Here is a 15856-nt window from a genome sequence, read left to right as displayed (position 1 = left end):
CGCAGAGAGGACTTCGGGCCATGGGCAAGAGCGACCTCGCGCTGCCGTTGACCGAGCTGGAGGACTACGGGCGCCGGCTGCGGTCACTCAAGACGCGGCTGAACCACACCAAGAAGCTCTTCGAGTCCTACAAGGACGACATCGGCGACGGCAGCGTCAACGACGCCCTCGGCGACTTCGAGTCCAACTGGGAGGACGGCCGCGAGGACATCACCCAGCAGCTCGACGCCCTCGCGAGCATGTCGGACGCCGTGGTCCGCGAGTTCAAGAAGCTCGACGACGAACTCACCAAGCAGGTCAACGACGCCGTGAAGACGGAGGACAAGCGGGGCGGCAAGGGCCGTAGGGGCGCCGACAAGTAGCCCATGGCCTGGGTCCCTTCGCATCGTGACCGACGGTCATCGGGTCTGGTCTCCCGCGTGGGCCGACTACGTCCGGTACCGATGCGGTGAGGCCGTCGGCGGTCGCCGACGAGGACCGGATCGTCGGCCGTCTCCGGCAAGGCACCCGAACCTGGGCCGAGACGGACGCACAGACCGACGTCCCCGCCCGGCCGTGCCGGCCGATCACTTCCGTACCATGGCTCACTCAGCCCACCCGCGGAAGGACTCCCCCGATGGAAGCCCTGTCAGCCGACGACGTCCGGGAGATAGCCGGTTACCGGCTGCGTGCGCGGCTGGGTGAGGGCGGCATGGGGGTCGTGTACCTGTCGCACACGCGCGGCGGGCAGCCGGTCGCGCTGAAGGTCGTACGGCGTGACTACGCCCAGGACGCCGAGTTCCGCAGGCGTTTCGCCCACGAGGTGGCGGCGGCCCGACGGGTGCAGGGCCCGTACACCGCGCCCGTGCTCGACAGTCTCACCGACGGGCCCGAGCCCTGGCTCGCCACCGGGTACGTGCCCGGGCCCTCCCTCGCCTCCGCCGTGTACCAGCACGGCCCGTTGCCGCTGCCCACGGTGCTGCAACTGGTCGCCGGCATCGCCGAGGCCCTGCAGACCATCCACGCCGCCGGTGTCGTCCACCGCGACCTGAAGCCGTCCAACGTGCTCCTCGCCTCGGACGGGCCCCGCGTCATCGACTTCGGGATCGCCCGCGCCGCCGACACCACCGCGCTGACCGGGACGGACGTGCGGCTGGGTACGCCCGCGTACATGGCGCCCGAGCAGGCCGTGGGCGGTGACGTCACCCCCGCCCTGGACGTCTTCGCGCTCGGACTCGTCGCCTGCTTCGCGGCCACCGGACGGCATCCCTTCGGCGAGGGGTCCTCCCACGCGCTGCTGTACCGGATCGTGTCCAACGAGCCCGATCTGACCGCCTGCCCCGAGGAGTTGCGCGGTCTCGTCGGTGCCTGTCTCGCGAAGGAGGCGGGCGCGCGGCCGACTCCCGCGCACCTCGTCGAGGCGTGCCACACGCTGGCCGGGACGTCGGGGCTGGCCCGCCAGGAGGGGTGGTGGCTGCCGACGGCCGTTTCCCGGCAGATCGCGCAGCAGGAGCAGACGCTGCGCCTGTACTCGGCTGCCGCTCCCGGCCCGGCCGACGCCGTCCCGCAGCCCGCGCACCCCGTGGCCCCCATGCCGGCCGCCCCGCCCGTGCCGACGCAGCCCGGGCTCTCCCCGCAGGCCGCGTTCGCCGCGGCGGCGCCCACGCGGCCCGCGGGCGCGCCGGGTGAGGCGTTCATGGCCTCGGCGCCCCCGGCTCCGGCCCAGCCGCCGCAGCCGGACGGCCGGGCCCATCAGGGGCCCGGGACGCCGCCCGGGCGCCGACGCGGGCCGCTGGTCGCCGCTCTCGCCGTCGTCGGCGTTCTCGCCGTCGGCGGGGGCTCGGTCCTCGCCTACCAGCTGACGGCGGACGACGACTCCGGCCGGAAGGACCGGGCGGCGTCCGGCAGTGCCACGGACCCGGCCTCCTCCGGTGCCGATGCCGGCGCCGGCTCCGAGACCGGGCCCGCCGGTGCCGGCGCGGTCGAGCAGGACCCCGGGGCCGGTGCGTCCTCGGCCGGTGACGCGCCGAAGACCGAGGCCGGATGGCAGGTCAGCGTTCGGGACAAGAACCTCGTCCTGCGGGCGCCCAAGTACTACGCGAACGCCCAGGACGTCGGCTCGGGCACGCTGTGCAACCCCTCCGACGTCACCACGCTCGACGTCGACGACCTCGACCTGAAGACCAACGGGTCCTACGTCCCGACCTCCGGGCGGTGGCTGACGTACACGGACTGCCCCGACCCGATCAAGGTGAACGGCATCCGCCTCGCCGACGGCGGCGGATCGTTCGGCGTGCTGGCCGAGCGCCGCCCCACACCCACCGAGTGCCGCGACGCCGCCCGCGCGGCGACGCTGCCGAACCCGATCCCGCTCAGCAGGATCAGGGACGACTCGCTGCTCGAGGTGGGCACCGCGCTGTGCATCGAGTCCGGCCAGGGGGCGGTGACCCAGCTCTGGATCACCAGGGCCAACGACGAGGGCCCCGAGAACGACAACCTGCGCACGTACGTCCTCACGGCCACCCAGTGGAAGCCCGAGTGACCGTGAGCGCGGCCGTGACCGCGTTCTAGCGGTTCACCGACTGGATCTCCTGCACCTTCACGTCCTGCGTCGCGCCGAACGTGCCGTCGGGCAGAGCGCCGCCCTCGCCCGTGGTGCTGGTCCACGAGATCTTCCAGGTGACGGTGGCCCGCAAGGGGTACGAGCCGTCGGTGCCGGAGGAGCGGAGGTAGGTGACGCCACAGGGCGGGGTCTTGTTCGCCTTGCCCTCCGCGTACGGCTCTCCGATGCTGCCGTCGGCGTTGATCCGGCAGTCGCCCGAGGCGGGGTGCGTCCGTGCCTCGCTCGTGCCGGGGTCGACGTGCAGGGCGACGGGTTCGGCGGTGGTGGTGGCGGAGAGGCCGGTGCCGGGGAGGCTCGCGGTGACCGAGATCTTCTTGAACCTGGCCCTGTCCAGCCAGATCCAGGTGGGGAGGTTCACCTTCGTGGCTCCGGCGGGCCGCATCTCGATCTCCGTGCCGGGGACGGGGAGTTCGTCGTAGGCGTACTCGGCGAGCACCTTCGGCGACACGGCGAGGGGCTCGTCCGGCGTGTTCCCCTCGTCCACCCAGAACGGCTGCTTGTTGCAGGAGTTGGCCTCGGGGTCGTCCTTGCGGTTGGGGTTCTTCACCGCGGCCCAGAACATCCCCTCGCCCTGTTTGTCGAGGTTGTAGTCCTTGTACGGCTCCCCGTCCTTGTAGTACGCGTCCAGCGTGTCACCGACGAACCTCCCGACACCGCCCAGGAAGGGCACGCCGTCGATGCTCCGCCACAACTTCACCGTGGTCTCGATCTCCTTGGGCGAGAAGGCGGGCTCGTACCAGCAGGCGGGTGGCGTCCAGTCACTGTTCTCCGGCGTGAGTGTGCTGGTCCCGCCCGTCCGGGAGCTGCCGTTCACGGTCGTCCTGACCTTGGTCTCGGCCGTGATGACGGGACCCTTGGCGGAGCCCCCGCCACTGCCCTCCGTTCCACCGCCCGCGGTGCGGCCGCCACCGGCGTGGGCCGCGGACGGTACGGCGCTGAGTACGAGAGCCAGGGCAGGGACGACAAGCAGGCGCTTCGAGGCGTTGGTGAGCATCACATGCACCTCTTCGCCGCCTCGGTCGACGACACACTCGTGGTCTGCCAAACACCTTCGGCACTCTTTTCCAGCCGGGTGTTGTAGAAGACGTAGTCGTTGGGAGACGCCTTGACCGACCGGTCCACCTTGCCGGTCTTGCGGTCCTTCGGGTAGGTGTCGGTGCTGTCCATGCAGTACGAGACCGTCGCCGACCCGTCCTTCGCGAACGTGACCTCGCGCTCGTAGTACCGGGTCTTGCCGGTGAAGCTGCGGTTGTTGTCGTAGAAGGACTTGATGTAGGTGGCGGCCGACATCAGAGCGTCGTCCTTGGAGTAGAACTCCAGCGCCGGGTGCTTTTCGGCGTCCACGACGATCGCTTCGTCGATCGAGTTGACGCGCCTCTCGTTGTCCGCCAGTACGGCGTCCTTCTTCGCATCGCCCGTCGCACCACCCTCGAAGACGTTCTCGATGTCCTTCGGCAGCTTGACCTCCGGCCGGTCCACACCGTCCTCGCTCGCGGACGGCGACGGCGACGCGGACGCCGAAGCCCCCGTGTCCGCGCCCGCGATCTCGTCCTTGCCCGAGTCGTCGGAGTCCGAGCCGCCGCCGCAGCCGGTGAGCAGCAGGGCCACCGCCGCCGTCAGAGCGGCGGCAGCGGCGGCGGTCGTCGTACGTGTGCGCATGTGAGTCGTACCTCCGTTGTGGGGGGATGGATGGCGGTTACGTGCGGGGCGGCATCGGTCAGCCCACCTCGTTCTCCGCCACCGCCCGACCGTGGACCACCACGTCGCCGCCGTAGAACGCCCCCGTGAACACCGGGGAGTAGGTGAGCTGGACCTCGACCTGCACCCGTCCGGCGTCGGCCGTCACACAGTGGGTCGCGGCGATGTCGCCGCCGGTCATGTTCATCTCGGCGGCGAAGGCCTTGACCCGGGCGTCGCAGTTCCCGTAGTTGATGGGGGCGGGGCCGCCCACGTCGTCGTAGAGGGCCTCGCGGTCGATGTCCTGGGCGGCGTAGCGGGCGGCCTGTTCGGCGATGTCCGCGGCGCGTTCGCGCTGGGAGATGGACAAGCCGCCGTCGACGACGAAGGCCGAGAGGGCGAGGAAGACCAGGGCGAAGACGATGACCGCGCCGGCGCCGGAGCCGCGGTCGTCCAGGCGGGCGCGGAGCTTCGCCGGCCGGTCGGGGACACGGATGCTCACGCCGTCCTCCGGTACGGGTCCAGCGGGGAGCTGAAGCTCGCCGAGAGGGTGGTCGGGATGTCGAGGCCGAGCATCGACAGGCCGCGCACCTCGCAGCTGACCTCGACCGTGAAGAGCGTGTCCGGCTCGAAGCCCGCGCTCTTCTGGACGACGGAGACGGGACCGGAGCAGACGTCCGCCAGGTCGGCCCGGGCCGCCTTCCTCGCCTCTGCCATCGCCGTGCCGTGGTCCTTCTGGATCGAGCCCGCGCGTGCCGCGTCCCGGGCCGCGCCGTCGAGGGCGCCGCGGCCTTCGACGAGCTGGCCGAAGCCCACCAGGACGAGGATGAAGAGGATCATCACCGGGGCGAGGATCACCACCTCGATGGTGGACAGGCCCCGGTCGTCGGTCCCGAGGCCGCCGGTTCGGAAGTCGCCGGTTCGGAAGTCGCCGGTCCCGAGGGCGCCGGTCCCGGTCGTTCGCGCGGGGAATCCGGTGCGAGGGCGGGAGGCGGTCATCTAGTTCTCCCCCTCCTGCACGAAACGCTCCACCGGCCCCGACGACTGCGCGTGCACCGTCAGGTCCAGGCCGGGGAAGACCGTGGGGACGCGGGCGGTGATCTCCACGCCGACCGTGTCCTGTTCGGGCTGGAGGGTCTTCACGTCCGGTGCCAGGACCAGCTGGGGGCCCAGCTGGCGGATGTAGCTGTCGACCACGTCCCGCGCCTCGCCCCGCCAGCCGCCGGGCTGGTCGTGCGCCGTCGCACGGGCCTTGCGCGCACCCGCCTGGGCCGCTGCCTGTGCCACGTGGTCGGCGAAGAAGTACAGACCGAACTGCACCGTCGCGAAGATCATGAAGAACAGGACCGGCGTGAGGAACACGAACTCGATCGCGGTCATGCCGGAATCGCCGCGGGTGGCCGCCGTTTCACGCGCGCTCGCCACCCTGCGGCGTACCCGTCCGAGTACGCTTGCCGGCATCCCCGTGTACCCCGTTACGTCCGAGCGGCCTCAGCAGGTGCCGCTCGCGTCGGCGCCCTCGATGCAGTCGCCGACGCCTTCGGCGCCCTTCTTCATGGCCTTGGTGATGATCGCGGCCACCACGCCGACGAGCGCGACGACGACCGCCGAGATGATGACCCACTCGACGGCGGACGCGCCGCGGTCGAGTTCTCCGGAGCGGACGCGCTGCACGCGGCCCTGCAGGAAGGTGACCAGGAAGTCCACGGCCGGGATACCGGTGCGGAAGTTCCGTCCGTTCATGGTGATGTGTCCTCTCGAATCAGATTCTGGAAGCGGCTCGGAGCTGGAGGAGCTGAGTCACACCTGAAACACCCGCATCGCCGCCGGGTAGATCAGGAACACCAGGAACCCGGCGCACAGCAGGAGCTGGGCCACGAGCATCGACTGGGACTTCTCACCCGCGCTGCCCTCGATCTCGGCGAGTTCGCGGTGCCGCATGGTCTCGGCGCGGGAGGCAAGGGACTCGCGGACCTTGGCGCCGTCGTCCGCCACCAGGGCGAGCGAGGTGGACAGGTCCTTGAGCTCCTCGACGCCCAGTTCCTCGCCGAGGTGACCGAGGGCCTGCCACTGGCTGATGCCCGTGATGCGCGCGTCGGACAGGGCGTTGCGGATCCGGTTGGTGGCCCAGCCGTCCGACACCTCCGCCGCCGCCATCAGGGCCTCCGGCAGACCGCGGCCGCCGGCCAGGCTCATGGAGACCAGGTCCAGGTAGGCGCCGATCACGCGCCGCAGGTCACGGCGTTTGTCGGCGGCGTCCCGGCGTACCTCCAGGTCGGGGAGGAAGAAGAAGACCACCGCGCAGAGCAGGGCCAGCCAGACCGGGATGATCGGGCTGCTGCCGAAGCCCAGCTGCCAGACGATGGCGAACAGGAGCGGACCGAAGAACAGGCCGCCCACGGCGAGCAGCACCTTCGTCGCCAGGAACTTCTCCCAGCTGCGGTCGAGCACCGCCAGGTCGGCGCGCAGCGAGCGCTGCTGCCAGCCCTGCTGCAGGTACAGCTCGGCGACCCGGGCCCCGACCCGGGCGCGCAGCGAGTCGAGACGGCCGGTGTCCTCGGCCCTGCGCGAGGACGACTCGTACGCCGCCCCGCGCGCCCGCATGGCGTCGATCCGGGCGACCTGCTGGATCGGGCTGCGTCTGCTCGGCATCAGGGCGCGGACCAGGGCGTAGATGCCCAGGCCGATGACGGCGCCGACCAGGACCGGCATTGTCAGGTTCATCGTCGTACCCCCTCGTCCCCAGACGCCGGTGACGGCTGTGCCGGTTGCGGCAGGCGCTGTACGGGCTGTACGGGCTGTCCCGGCCGGCCGGAGGGGCCCGGCGGGCGGGGCCGTACGAACTGGACGTCGGAGCCGTCCCGGACCAGGAAGCGTTCCGGCGTCTCGATGGTCGACAGCTTGCGCATCCACCAGAAGCCCAGCGCGAACAGGCCGCACACGCAGGCCAGGACGAGCTGGCCGACGGGTGAGCCGTACGGCTCGACGAAGTCCCGGTTGAAGATGGAAAGGCCGAGGACGAAGAGCACCGACACCGCCACGACGATCTGGACCGAGCGGCGGGTCGAGGCGCGCTGGGCCATCACGCGCTGGCGCATGTCGACCTCCTCACGGGCCGACTTGGCGAGCGCGCCGAGAACCTGGCGCAGGCCGGGGCCGCGCAGCCGCGCGTTGAGGATCAGCGCGGCGACGATGATGTCGGCGGACGCGTCGTCGATCTCGTCGGCGAGGTGCTGGAGCGCGTCGGGCAGCGGGGTGCGCGAGCGCAGCCGGTCGACGAGGGCGTCCAGGTGGGGGCGCAGGACCGGGGCGGCGGCGCGGGCCGAGGCGGGGATGGCCTGCTCCAGGCCGACCGCGCCCGCGATGGTGTCGCGCAGCGACTCCGTCCAGGAGGCGAGTGCCTCGACCCGTTTCATGGCGGCGCGTTCCTCGGCGGCGCCGCCGAAGAGGCGGTCCCAGAAGAAGACGAGGACACCGGCCGCGATGCCGAGCACCGCCCAGCGGGTCAGGAGCAGGACGACGAGGCCGACGAGTGCCGCGGCGGAGCCGCGCCGGCCCGCCCAGCGGATCAGCTCGTTGACGCGCTCGCCGGCCTGCCGCTTCTCGTGTTCGGGCTTGGCGGGCAGCCCGCGTACGGCGACGAGGAGCAGGGCGAGGCCGCCGCCGGCGGCGACGCCGCAGGCGAGGGCGGACAGGACCGTGGTGGAGAACAGTCCGCTCATGGAGCCGAACGAGTTCAGTGCCGCGAGCGTGCTCGTGCCGTTCGGGTCGCTCATGTCCGTCTCACCCCCAGGTTCCGTTGGGCCGGTAGCCGTAGGCGATGAGTTCCTCCAGGCAGGCGATGGGGGCGTGCGGTACGACCCGGCCGTCGCCGGTCTCGGCGAACACCTCGCTGGACAGCACGCGGCCGTCGACGCCGTTGACCTCGCGGACCGAGGTGACCGTGCGCTGGAGGCGGCCGCCGCTCTGGAAGTCGTTGCGCCGCTGCACGAAGACGACGAAGTTCACGGCGCCGGCCACCAGCATCTGGCTGGCCTCGATCGGCAGCCGCTCGGTCGCCTGGAGGGCGTACGTGGAGATGCGGTTGAAGACCTCGTGCGAGCTGTTGGCGTGGATCGTGGAGAGCGAGCCGTCGTTGCCCTGCGACATCGCGTTGAGCATGGTGACGATCTCGTCGCCGAGCACCTCGCCGACGATGACGCGGGAGGGGTTCATGCGCAGCGAACGGCGGACCAGTTCCGCCATGCTGATGGCGCCCTGCCCCTCGGAGTTGGGCAGCCGTTCCTCGAACGCAACGACGTTGGGGTGGAGTTCGGCGAAGGTGTCGAGGCCCAGCTCCAGTGCCCGCTCGACCGTGATCAGCCGCTCGTGCGGCGGGATCTCGTTGGCCAGGGCGCGCAGCAGCGTCGTCTTTCCGGCGTTGGTGGCACCCGCGATCATGATGTTCTTGCGGGCCCGGACCGCGCAGGCCAGGAAGTGGCCCAGCTCGGGGGTGAGGGTGCCGTTGCCGACCAGGTCGGAGATGAAGACCTTGCCCAGGCGGGCGCGGCGGATGGAGAGCGCCGGGCGCCGGGCGACGTCCATGACCGCCGACAGACGCGAACCGTCGGGCAGCCTGAGGTCCAGCTGCGGGTTGGCGGAGTCGAAGGGGCGGGAGGACAGGCCCGAGTAGGCGCCGAGGATCTGGATCAGCTCGATGAGCTCCTCGTCGGTCTCGGCGACCGGCTCGCCGCGCACCTCGCGACCGTCGGAGTAGCCGACGAAGACGTGGTCGCAGCCGTTGATGTCGATGTTCTCGACCTCGGGGTCGTCGAGCAGCGGCTGGAGCCGTCCCACGCCGAAGAGCGCGGCGTGCACGGCCGCCGCGTACGCCTCCTCGGTCTCCGCGTCCAGCGGCGTACGTCCGGCGTTGATCTCGGCGCGGGCGTACTCCTCGAGTATCTGCGCGATGACGGCGCGGGCGTAGTGCCGCTCGTCCTCGTTGGACATCGGGGTGACGCCGGCGGCCTGGTCCTGGCGGCGCTGCTCGGCGATGCGGTCGCCGGCGTCCTGCCGGAACCGCTTGACCAACGAGTGGTCGACAGCGGTCATCGCCCGGCCCCCGCGTGACCGGACATCCCGGCGGGACCGGCGGGACCGGCGAACCCGGCCGGCCCGGCAGGCCCTGCGGCGCCGGGAGCGGTGGGCACGGACCAGGCGGCGCCGAACTGCTGGTACAGGTCCGAGGCGACCTTGCGGGCCGAGCGGATGAGCAGCGACTTGTCCAGCCGCCCGCGCCTGCGCCCGGCCAGCTGGTCGGCGCCGGCCGGGTCGTCGGCGATCGTGCCGACCACGCGGGCGCCGGTCTGGGCGTGCACCAGCATGTCGTTGACCTGGCCGGAGAGCTTGGCGGCGTTGTTGGTGTCGGCGACGAGGACGACGCCGATCAGCGGCAGGCCGAGGCTCGCGGCGCCGCGCGCTCCGCCGTGCAGCTTGTTGGACAGCGCGGCAGCACGGTCCCGGACCCGGGCGATGGCCTCCGGCTCGGTACGGGAGAGGAGGAGGACGAGGGAGGCGTGCGGGAACAGCTCGGTCGCCGGGGAGTCCCCGCTGACCCGGCCGCAGTCGGCGATGACGTCGGCGGGGGCGTTCGGGGAGTCGGCGAGGGAGGCGAAGGCCCTGCCCAGGGTGGGCCACAGGCCCGCGAGACCGGCGGCCTGCTCGGAGATGCCGAGTCCGACGAGAACCTCCAGGCCACCGCTGAGCGGCTGTACGTGGTCCCAGAGCTGGTCGGGCACGAGGCCTCGGCGGGCGGTAGCGGCGATCGACAGCATGCCGGTGTTCGGGTTCAGCGGACCGCCGTGCGCGGCGGCGGACCGGTACACCAGGTCGCCGCCCGCCGGGTCGGTCTCGGCGAGCAGGACACGGCGCGGCCAGACCGCCGCGAGGGCGACGGCCGCGGTGGTGACGCCGGGGGAACCCTTGTCCGCGGCGAGGGCGATGAGAGCCATGGCTTCTTCGGTCGCCTTCTACTTGGCGGGAACGCGCACGAGGGCGACCTCGCCGGCGGACGCGGCCGACGCGAGAGCGGCGGCGTCGCCCTCGTCGACGAGGAGGGTGATGGACTTGCTGCCGGTGCTCACGGTGGAGTCGCCCTCGCCCCTGGCGTTCTCCACCGAGGCGTTGGCGATGAACCCGTTGCCGGCGGAGGAGGACGAGGAGTCCTTGTCGGACGCGTCGGAGCCACTGGAGCCACTCGTGCCGACCCGGTACGCGGCGACCGTGTCACCGCCCTTGATGTCGGCGTAGTACTGGCCCTCCTTGAGCGCCAGACCGACGGACGCCTTGCCGGCGGGCATCTGCACCTTGCCGGCGAACATCTCACCGACGACGACGGTGCCCTTGTAGATCGTGGACTTGGCCTGGAGCTTCATCAGGCTCGCGCGCTGGTCCCACGACACGAAGTTGGCGCCGGAGTCGTCGTTCACCATGACGACCTTGATGTTGTCCTCGGTGATGGACGCACCGGGCTTGACGTCCTCGGTCACCTGGATCGCCTCGACCCGGTCACCGACCTGCAGCACGAGCATCGTCGCGCCGAGCGCGCCCAGCAGGATCAGCAGTACCGCCAGCGCGGCCAGCGCCGGTTTGCGCTCGCGAGGAGGGCTGGGAAGCCGGTCGCCGACCGACGGCTGAGCCGGAGCCGCGGAACGTCCCGCGCCCGCCCCCGTACGCTCCTGGATCTTCACGCAACCGCTCCCCGTACAGCCAAGAGAATTGTCTGCCACGTACCGACTCGGACGTCGATCGCCCAAGTAGGCAGAATCATCTGCAATTTCGGATACTTCGCCCGCGCCCGCCCGACCGGTGGCGTCCCGGGGCAATCCCTGACGCACCCGCCCGACCTGGGTGAATAGCCAGTAGTAAGGCGAGCGTCAAGCCATCGCACCGTATCAGCCGCACATAGGCCCCTCAAGGCACGTCCGCCCCCCGCCCGCTCACCCCGTCCACCGTTACTCATCTGCAACTTCGCACGCGTGGAACCCGCTTGAGCACCGCTCGCCGGGCAGCCCCTCCCACTGTGCTCGCGCGAATCAAAACCGGCCAGTGCCGGACGTCGCCGCAGTGCCATTCGTCACTGTGCGCCCACGGGCCCTGCACGATTCACCCACGAGGGATCCGGCCGCCCGTGCCATGATCTTCGCTCGGACCGGTGACCGGACGGGTACGCGGCGGGAGCGGGGGATACGGGATGGGTCTACTTCCGGTGAACGGAGCGGCGTTGAGAGCCGACCCCCGGGTGGCGGAGGCCGCGCGGGACATCGGCGTCCGGTACGGCGTCGACTACACCGACGACGCGGCCGTGACCGCTCTTCTGACGGAGGGCCGGAAGTCCCTGGAGGCACAGCAACGCCGACCGGCGGCCTGGCTGGGCCTGCTGGCGCTGACGGCGGGCCTGTTCCTGCCGTTCGGACTGTCGGTCTCCCCGGCCCTGGAAGCCCATCAGTTCGCCGTACTGGGTGCCGCGGGCGGCCTGACGGTCGTCGGCGCGGCCCTGCTCGTACACGCGCGAACCCAATGGAAGCGCGCCCTGCGCACCGGCCCCCTGGCCGGCTACCGCGTGGTCCTCGGCGTCGCGCGCGCCCACGGCATCCCGTTGGCGCACATACCGCCGTGGCTGGAGGGCCGGACGACGAGCGGCGGCGGGAGGGGCGCGGCCCCTGTCCCGACGTACCCACCGGTGGATCCGGCACCGGAAACCACACCCGAGACGAACGCGGCACCATCACCCTCCGCCCCCGCATCCGTACCACCCGTACCTCCGAAGCCCCCGGCCGTCGCGCACTACGAGCGCATGGCGGACGCGGGCGGCTGGCACGACGAGGCGGGCTGCCTCCTCGTCCTCGCCGGCGCCGGCGGCGCGACCTGGGCCGCGACGGCGGGCTCCCCGGTCGGATACGCGGCCCTCCTCCTCGTTCCCGCGGCCCTGTCCATCTGGCTGGCGGGCCGTCGCCAGGGCCGCGAGAAGGAGGAGCTGCGGGAGCAGGCCCTGCGGTACGTCAAGGCACTGGAGCAGGCCCAGGCGACGGGCGCCCACGTACCGGAGCTGTCCCCACAACTGCGCGCACTGGTCGACGGCGACTGACCCCGCCCAACCGGTCTCCGCCACCCTGCTGGTACGCCCCCTACCTCGGTGCCAAGGACTTCAAGATGGAGATGCCCGCCAAGATCAACCTGCCGACCTGGGCCTGGCTCGACAACGCCGACTTCCACGAGGCCCGGGCCACGGCGTCCATCGGCGAGCCCTACGCCAAGGGCAGGGCCGACCGGACCCCGCCCTGCGGCATCATGTACCTCCGCTCATCCGGAGACGGCACCTTCGAGAACGCACAGGCCGTCACCGCCCAGGAGATCCAGTCCGTCAACCGCTGACCACCACACAGAGCAGGCGCACATGTCCTTCCTCAAGTTCTTCTCCGACGATGTCAAGGAGATGGCGAAGACTCTCGAGAACAGCGGAAGCCGTATGAAAGAGGCATCGCAGGAAATGAAGCGGGCCGACTCCAGCCAGGTCGGCCACTCCGAACTCCAGTCGGCCTGCGACGACTTCGCCGATTCCTGGGACTACGGCTTCGGGCAGCTGTCCAAGCTGACGAAGGGTGTCTCCAAGTTCGCCAACAAGGCGTCCGATGAGTTCCTCAAGATGGACCAGGCGCTCTACGACGAGCTGAAGAAGTCAGCGGCAAAGGCGAAGAAGTGACTGCTCACGCCTCGATTCGCGGCGGCCACTCCACGCCTGCCGCGGACAGCCGGTTGAAATGCGTACGCCTCCGCTGCCGTGCCACACCGAGACCGACGAGATAAAGGACGAAGAACGCGAGCCAGATCCCCGCCGCGATGAGGACGTTCTTCACCGTGTAGCCAGGGAAGATGAGGAAGATCGCCATGACGACCGGCAGAATGAGGATGTTGCTCAGAACGCGCGGGTTGTACCGGCCACTCGCGTCAACCACCATCTGCGAGTAGAGCAGTTCCACTTGGGGCCGCGCTTCTGGGACCGGAGTGAGACCGAGCCCCGGCCGCATGCCCGGCAGCGGCCTCCTGCCCGCAGCCTGCTGCTGGGCGGCCTGGAGCGCAGCGGCCCGCTCCCGAGCGTCAGGCATGCGGACGAACAGGAAGAACGGATTGTTCAGGGCCGCGTTACCGGGAGCGTGTCCGACGTAGCGATACCCGAAACTCTCGGCGACGTACGCGAAGGCCGCGAACTTCTTCAGGCCGGGGAAATGCGGTCTGACCGTGAACTCGCGCGCCTCCTCCGTGACAGCTTTCATCAGCTCGTTCAGGAGATGCCGTTCATCCATGACCGCCTCCTCCTCGGCTCGTACGGGGGCGGCCCCATCGTGACACACGGGCGCCGCTGGTAACTTACCGGCTCAGCCAGCACAAAAGCACGGGGAGAAGTCCGATGAGTTCCGAAAAGTACCCGAATCTGGGGTTCGATCCAGCGCCCGGCGATCTTGAGGCCGTCCGGGATCTGGCGAAGGCGGTGGGCCGTGTCACCAGCGGTAGTGACACGGCCCAGACGGAGCTGAGCAAGATGGGAACCGCGGACGGAATTTGGGCGGGCAAGGCCGCCACGGCGTTCCAGGACACCTACTCTCCCGTTCCCCCGTATCTGAAGAAGGCCCTGGGATCACTGGACACCGCTCACCGGGCTCTGAGCAGCTGGGAAACACAGCTGGACGGATTCCAGTCCAGGGCGCGGAAGCTGGAGGAAGAGGCGGCGGAAGCGGCTCGCAAGGTCAACTCCGCCCAGAGCGCGGTGGATTTGCTGCCTACTTCTACCGCGGGGCTGTCGGACGACGACGTGAAGCAGCACGAGAAGGAGTCCAAGGAGAAGAAGAAGTCCCTGGAGACCGCCACCGGCGAACTGTCCGCGATCCGCAGCCGGGCGCACACGCTCCAGAACGAGCACGGGCAGGCCGCGGCGGACATCACGCGCCGGGTCAAGGGCGCCGCCGACGACGCACCCCCCGAGCCGGGCTGGTTCGAGGAGGCGCTGGACGCGGTGGGTGACCTGCTCTCGGACGCCTGGGACACCATCACGGACCCGAACTTCTGGAAGCTGATCGGCGACATCCTGGCGGACATCGCCATGGTTGTCGGCGTCCTGGCGCTCTTCTTCTCCGGCCTGGGGATGGCCGCGTTCGTCATCGCGGGGCTCGCGCTCGCCTTCCACCTGGCCGCCAAAGCCGGCGGGGCCGACGTGACCTGGGAGACCATCGCCTGGGACGCCGTCGGTGTGTTCGCCGGCGGTCTCAGCCTGGCCGGCGCCCGGCTCGCGCAGTCCGGTCGTGCCCTGGTCAACGCCGGCCGGGAACTGCGGCTGTCCTCCGGCTTCATGAAGGCACTGGGCAACGTACGGTTCGGCAACATCCTCAACGGCCTGCGCGGACTGCCCAGCGGTGTCGCCAACTCCGCGCGGGGACTGGGCATGGCCGGCAAGGGCTGGTCGTTCGTCGCCGCCGGTACCGCCGTCGACAAGGCGGCGACCTGGACCGGTGCCGCGCTGGCGATCGGTTCCAACATGCACAACGGCACGTGGGACCAGGGGCGGTGGACGGACGGCGAATTCAAGATCGGTGACATTCCGGTCGTCGGACCGTTCACGGACTACTTCGGTCCCACCGACGACCGCGAGGTCATGGCACCCGGGCCGACGTCCCCCACCTTCGACACGCAGACCGCCCTCAGCTCGTCGGGCGGCACCTTCACCAAGCACCTCGACCCCTCGCAGCTGGGTACGGCCGCATGAGCGCGATCTCCCACGGCCCGACCGAAGACGTCGGACGCAGCACAACCGCTCCCTTCCACTACGCCTTCCACCACGACGTGCCCGACGAGTTCGTCAGGCTTCCGGAACCGACGGAATCCGACGGCTGGCGCGAGGCCATGGCGGAACTGCTGCCGGGAGCGGACACGGAGGCACAGGACGCCGCCAGCGAGGGACTTCGCCGCCAGCTGCCCCTGCTGAGCGCCAGGGAGAACGTGCTCCTCACCGCCATGTGCGTCGGCACCGAGGAGGTGGACGGCGGTGAGCGCCTGTCCATGGGCCTGCTCGCCGTTACCGTCCGCCCGAGCGAGCACAGTCCCGTCCAGCGCCTCTTCACCGCTGAGGGCATCTACCAGGCGACCGCCAAGAAGTTCTTCCGCAACGTCGCCGAGGACCGCCTGGAAGAGATCAGCTTCCCGCTGGGAGAAGGGCTGCAGGGTCCGCAGGACATGGTGCTCGCCACGAAGCTTCCGTGCGGGCCGGGCGTGATGTCGACGTCCCTGCGCACACTTGGGCTGCCTCCCATCGAGGCCGGGATCGCCGTACCTCCGCTTCCCATGGCGGCTCTGCAGTTGATCGTCCCCGCACCCCACAGCTACTGCGTGTACGTCACCATCTCCACGCCGTCCGTCTTCCTGCTGGACTCCTACAGCGCACGTCTGGCGCACATAGGCCGCACACTCGGATTCGGCGAGCCGTCCGAGGACGCGGGATGAGCACACGACCACCCCGATGCCGCCGTCCCATCAGCACGCGAGGCCCGC

General features: G+C 70.6%; 18 protein-coding genes and 1 pseudogene. 7 read left to right on the top strand and 12 right to left on the bottom strand.

The genetic code is table 11. The features are described 5' to 3' along the window. The first annotated feature begins 20 nt into the window (after positions 1-20). Both ACIQFU_RS03455 and ACIQFU_RS03450 read left to right on the top strand, forming a co-directional pair. On the top strand, positions 21-362 hold the full coding sequence (locus tag ACIQFU_RS03455; protein WP_402548661.1) for a hypothetical protein: 342 nt from the start codon (positions 21-23) through the stop codon (positions 360-362). Between the two features lie 254 nt (positions 363-616). Then, positions 617-2521 carry a serine/threonine-protein kinase gene (locus ACIQFU_RS03450; protein ID WP_402548660.1) on the top strand — a complete coding sequence of 635 codons (1905 nt, stop codon included), beginning with the start codon at positions 617-619 and terminating at the stop codon, positions 2519-2521. 25 nt (positions 2522-2546) lie between these two features. Here the strand turns inward: ACIQFU_RS03450 and ACIQFU_RS03445 are convergent, their stop codons facing one another. From ACIQFU_RS03445 to ACIQFU_RS03395, 11 genes are all read right to left on the bottom strand, one after another. Beyond that, positions 2547-3596 (bottom strand): hypothetical protein, encoded by a 1050-nt coding sequence (locus tag ACIQFU_RS03445; protein ID WP_402548658.1) that lies wholly within the window; start codon positions 3594-3596, stop codon positions 2547-2549. Continuing rightward, positions 3596-4261, bottom strand: a complete 666-nt coding sequence (locus tag ACIQFU_RS03440; protein WP_402548657.1) for a hypothetical protein — start codon at positions 4259-4261, stop codon at positions 3596-3598. The genes ACIQFU_RS03445 and ACIQFU_RS03440 overlap by 1 nt, the downstream gene beginning before the upstream one ends. Before the next feature lie 58 nt (positions 4262-4319). Further along, entirely contained in the window at positions 4320-4781 is a 462-nt protein-coding gene (locus ACIQFU_RS03435) for a pilus assembly protein TadG-related protein (RefSeq protein WP_402548655.1), read from the bottom strand. Continuing rightward, entirely contained in the window at positions 4778-5278 is a 501-nt protein-coding gene (locus tag ACIQFU_RS03430) for a TadE/TadG family type IV pilus assembly protein (protein WP_402548654.1), read from the bottom strand. Before ACIQFU_RS03430 ends, ACIQFU_RS03435 begins: the two co-directional genes overlap by 4 nt. Next, a complete protein-coding gene (locus ACIQFU_RS03425) occupies positions 5279-5740 on the bottom strand; it encodes a TadE family protein (protein WP_402548652.1) in 462 nt (153 codons plus the stop codon). Positions 5741-5770: 30 nt separating this feature from the next. After that, on the bottom strand, positions 5771-6022 hold the full coding sequence (locus ACIQFU_RS03420) for a hypothetical protein (RefSeq protein WP_402548651.1): 252 nt from the start codon (positions 6020-6022) through the stop codon (positions 5771-5773). Between the two features lie 57 nt (positions 6023-6079). Continuing rightward, the gene (locus ACIQFU_RS03415; RefSeq protein ID WP_402548650.1) at positions 6080-7003 is read right to left on the bottom strand and encodes a type II secretion system F family protein; all 924 of its coding nucleotides are present in this window, start codon (positions 7001-7003) and stop codon (positions 6080-6082) included. Then, positions 7000-8001, bottom strand: a complete 1002-nt coding sequence (locus ACIQFU_RS03410; protein WP_402549237.1) for a type II secretion system F family protein — start codon at positions 7999-8001, stop codon at positions 7000-7002. Before ACIQFU_RS03410 ends, ACIQFU_RS03415 begins: the two co-directional genes overlap by 4 nt. Positions 8002-8062: 61 nt before the next feature. Continuing rightward, positions 8063-9370: a CpaF family protein gene (locus ACIQFU_RS03405; protein WP_402548648.1), complete on the bottom strand. Its 1308-nt coding sequence runs from the start codon at positions 9368-9370 to the stop codon at positions 8063-8065. Next, the gene (locus ACIQFU_RS03400) at positions 9367-10269 is read right to left on the bottom strand and encodes a hypothetical protein (RefSeq protein ID WP_402548647.1); all 903 of its coding nucleotides are present in this window, start codon (positions 10267-10269) and stop codon (positions 9367-9369) included. Before ACIQFU_RS03400 ends, ACIQFU_RS03405 begins: the two co-directional genes overlap by 4 nt. Before the next feature lie 18 nt (positions 10270-10287). After that, positions 10288-11007 (bottom strand): hypothetical protein, encoded by a 720-nt coding sequence (locus ACIQFU_RS03395; RefSeq protein ID WP_402548646.1) that lies wholly within the window; start codon positions 11005-11007, stop codon positions 10288-10290. A gap of 533 nt (positions 11008-11540) precedes the next feature. Between ACIQFU_RS03395 and ACIQFU_RS03390 the strand changes: the two genes are divergently transcribed. The 3 genes and pseudogenes from ACIQFU_RS03390 (at position 11541) to ACIQFU_RS03380 (ending at position 13019) form a co-directional block, all read left to right on the top strand. Further along, on the top strand, positions 11541-12404 hold the full coding sequence (locus ACIQFU_RS03390; protein ID WP_402548644.1) for a hypothetical protein: 864 nt from the start codon (positions 11541-11543) through the stop codon (positions 12402-12404). A gap of 80 nt (positions 12405-12484) precedes the next feature. Then, a pseudogene (locus ACIQFU_RS03385) lies at positions 12485-12691 on the top strand (hypothetical protein); the annotation flags it as partial. A gap of 22 nt (positions 12692-12713) precedes the next feature. Further along, positions 12714-13019: a hypothetical protein gene (locus tag ACIQFU_RS03380; RefSeq protein ID WP_402548643.1), complete on the top strand. Its 306-nt coding sequence runs from the start codon at positions 12714-12716 to the stop codon at positions 13017-13019. Positions 13020-13023: 4 nt separating this feature from the next. Here the strand turns inward: ACIQFU_RS03380 and ACIQFU_RS03375 are convergent, their stop codons facing one another. Beyond that, on the bottom strand, positions 13024-13620 hold the full coding sequence (locus ACIQFU_RS03375) for a hypothetical protein (RefSeq protein WP_402548642.1): 597 nt from the start codon (positions 13618-13620) through the stop codon (positions 13024-13026). Positions 13621-13724: 104 nt separating this feature from the next. On the opposite strand from ACIQFU_RS03375, the gene ACIQFU_RS03370 reads away from it, so the two are divergent. Together ACIQFU_RS03370 and ACIQFU_RS03365 are read left to right on the top strand one after the other, a co-directional pair. Further along, positions 13725-15074, top strand: a complete 1350-nt coding sequence (locus ACIQFU_RS03370) for a putative T7SS-secreted protein (RefSeq protein ID WP_402548641.1) — start codon at positions 13725-13727, stop codon at positions 15072-15074. Further along, positions 15071-15808, top strand: coding sequence for a hypothetical protein (locus tag ACIQFU_RS03365; protein ID WP_402548639.1), 738 nt, complete (start codon positions 15071-15073; stop codon positions 15806-15808). The genes ACIQFU_RS03370 and ACIQFU_RS03365 overlap by 4 nt, the downstream gene beginning before the upstream one ends. The last annotated feature ends 48 nt before the right edge of the window (positions 15809-15856 follow it).

The organism is Streptomyces sp. NPDC093065 (assembly GCF_044754585.1).
Taxonomy (GTDB): Bacteria; Actinomycetota; Actinomycetes; order Streptomycetales; family Streptomycetaceae; genus Streptomyces.
This window is presented reverse-complemented; position numbering and strand designations above follow the sequence as displayed.

Bases quoted from the DNA above. Each gene is read 5' to 3' on its own strand.
- ACIQFU_RS03455 (WP_402548661.1), top strand. From the start codon at position 21: ATGGGCAAGAGCGACCTCGCGCTGCCGTTGACCGAGCTGGAGGACTAC.
- ACIQFU_RS03450 (WP_402548660.1), top strand. From the start codon at position 617: ATGGAAGCCCTGTCAGCCGACGACGTCCGGGAGATAGCCGGTTACCGG.
- ACIQFU_RS03445 (WP_402548658.1), bottom strand. From the start codon at position 3,596: ATGCTCACCAACGCCTCGAAGCGCCTGCTTGTCGTCCCTGCCCTGGCT.
- ACIQFU_RS03440 (WP_402548657.1), bottom strand. From the start codon at position 4,261: ATGCGCACACGTACGACGACCGCCGCCGCTGCCGCCGCTCTGACGGCG.
- ACIQFU_RS03430 (WP_402548654.1), bottom strand. From the start codon at position 5,278: ATGACCGCCTCCCGCCCTCGCACCGGATTCCCCGCGCGAACGACCGGG.
- ACIQFU_RS03425 (WP_402548652.1), bottom strand. From the start codon at position 5,740: ATGCCGGCAAGCGTACTCGGACGGGTACGCCGCAGGGTGGCGAGCGCG.
- ACIQFU_RS03420 (WP_402548651.1), bottom strand. From the start codon at position 6,022: ATGAACGGACGGAACTTCCGCACCGGTATCCCGGCCGTGGACTTCCTG.
- ACIQFU_RS03415 (WP_402548650.1), bottom strand. From the start codon at position 7,003: ATGAACCTGACAATGCCGGTCCTGGTCGGCGCCGTCATCGGCCTGGGC.
- ACIQFU_RS03410 (WP_402549237.1), bottom strand. From the start codon at position 8,001: ATGAGCGGACTGTTCTCCACCACGGTCCTGTCCGCCCTCGCCTGCGGC.
- ACIQFU_RS03405 (WP_402548648.1), bottom strand. From the start codon at position 9,370: ATGACCGCTGTCGACCACTCGTTGGTCAAGCGGTTCCGGCAGGACGCC.
- ACIQFU_RS03400 (WP_402548647.1), bottom strand. From the start codon at position 10,269: ATGGCTCTCATCGCCCTCGCCGCGGACAAGGGTTCCCCCGGCGTCACC.
- ACIQFU_RS03380 (WP_402548643.1), top strand. From the start codon at position 12,714: ATGTCCTTCCTCAAGTTCTTCTCCGACGATGTCAAGGAGATGGCGAAG.
- ACIQFU_RS03375 (WP_402548642.1), bottom strand. From the start codon at position 13,620: ATGGATGAACGGCATCTCCTGAACGAGCTGATGAAAGCTGTCACGGAG.
- ACIQFU_RS03370 (WP_402548641.1), top strand. From the start codon at position 13,725: ATGAGTTCCGAAAAGTACCCGAATCTGGGGTTCGATCCAGCGCCCGGC.
- ACIQFU_RS03365 (WP_402548639.1), top strand. From the start codon at position 15,071: ATGAGCGCGATCTCCCACGGCCCGACCGAAGACGTCGGACGCAGCACA.